Genomic DNA, 1,981 nt, shown 5'->3' on the forward strand with positions numbered 1-1,981 from the left:
GCTCGAGGCCGAACGCGGTGGCCGTGGCGTCGCCCTCGTCCGCGACGGCGAACGGGCTGCCCAGCGTGACAGCGTCGGGGCCGGCGGCGATGGTGCTGTCGGGTGTCCCCAGCGTCAGGCGGAGCAAGCCGACCGAGGCGGGCACCGTCATCTCGTCTTGGACGCGCAGCGTGACCACCAGCAAGTCGCCGGTGCCCGAGACCACGTCGGCGCCGCGCTTGCGCGTTGCAGCCACGTCCACGCCGTCGTCCGTGGCAGACCAGAAGGACAGCAAGTCCCCGTCCTCGAGTCGGCTGCTCGCTACGGCGTCTACGGCCTCGAGGCCGGAGGGCACGGACCGTAGCGCGGCGGCGCCGAGCACGCCGTCGGCTCGGGCGCCGACGCGGACCGCGATCTCGGTCCCGACCGGCTGTGGTGCGATGCTCATCACAGCGAGCGGATCGCCCTCGAGGGCGGATGCGGCGAGAGGTGCCGTCGGGTCGCCGTCCTCGAGGTCGGCGTCTCCGGCCAGTTGTCTGGCGTTCGCCGTCTGGGTCTCGCCAAAGTTGAGCCCGACCGCCAACACGTCGGACGCGTTGATCGTCCCGTCACCATTGGCGTCGACGTAGGTGTCCGATGCCGGTGTCCACGGGGTGGCGAGCTTGCCGTCCCACGTGATGCCTTGCTCCGCGACGTCGCGGGCTGGCCCGTTCACCCCAAACCGGGCGCCGATGGGCAGGAGGTCTTGAGCGTCCACCGCGCTGGAGTTGTCGGTGTCGCCGGGCCAGACGATCAACCCGTCGCGGAGCGTCAGCACCAAGTCCTGCGCATCTAGCGCGATCGTCCGTCCGGCCGCGTCGTTGGCAGCGTCGACCTCGAGGTCGAGCGTTTGGCTACCGGCCGTGTCGGCCGTGAGCGTGACGATGGCGACGGGGACGCGGCCGTCGAGGCCGGACGTGCAGACGTCGCCGCGAAGCGAGAACGCGAGGTCCAGCGAGGCGACGGGCATTCCCGGGCTGAATGTCTCGAACACGGTTGCGTCCGGCTGGCCGTCGCCGGTGCAATCGGTCTCGGGCGCCCGCGCTGAGACGTAGCTCAGGCGCTGGGCTCCGTCGCCCGCAAGGTTGTCGAGGTCGAGTGAGAACGAGACGCCGAACAGGTCTGTGACCGGCCTCGAGGCCGTGCCGGCGTAGACCGTTACCTCGAACGTGTCGCCCGAGAAGATGTCGTCAGTGGGACCCTCGGCGTAGAGGGCCGGCGTTGCACCGGCCGGGACCGTGCCGAAGACGACGTTGTCGAGGTCGGAGGTCTGAATGGACGCGATGGCCGTCCGGCTCGTGTAGATCCTGAGCGCGGTATAGGCGTCCAGAAGGGCGCGAAAGTCGGTCTTGGAGAGCGTGGACCCGGAGTCGTCGGTCCAGCCCGCCTCGGTGAACGGGACGGAGTACCTCGTGAACACGTCCCCGTCAGGGACGACACCCGCGGTGCGCCGGTACTGCTTGCCCCCGGGTCCCACCAAGACAACGTCCGGGCTCTCTGTCGCCGATGTCCGGAATCCGACGAAGACGCGCACGTCGAACTCGAGCGTGCTCCCGTAGAGCGCGTCGGCGTCTGCGCCGAGGTAGGCTTCGGGTGCCTCGAAATAGACGAGCGTTGGGCCGATCTCGACGAGCGCGCGGACGAACTCGCCGTCTTCCTGGTCGGACCACACGAACTCCTCCAGACTGCCGCTCTCGGCCTCGGCCGTCCAGCACTCGGCGTCCGCGTCGAACGTGGACGTGATGGGGAGCGGTCCACCAGACGCCGGGCAGTCGGGCGACCCGGCGGCGCCGTACCAAAAGCCGCCCTCGAGGACGAGCCCGCCGGAGGTGAGCCGGCCGGGCGCGACGAGACCCGCGCTGGAGCTGAGTTGGAACGGGCCGCTGGCTTCGGCGGTGGCGCCGCCGGCCACGGCCGTGCTCTGGGAGAGCAGCGGCTGGGCCAGGACGGCGGGGGAGATGAG

General features: G+C 70.5%; 1 protein-coding gene. It reads right to left on the reverse strand.

What is annotated here, in order from left to right:
* Positions 1-1,981 (reverse strand): laminin B domain-containing protein (locus tag WBA11_RS15970; protein ID WP_424521650.1); only part of this gene is annotated, 1,981 nt, incomplete at both ends.

The sequence above is a fragment of the Rubrivirga sp. genome, assembly GCF_049648075.1.
In the GTDB taxonomy this organism is placed as follows: Bacteria; Bacteroidota; Rhodothermia; order Rhodothermales; family Rubricoccaceae; genus Rubrivirga.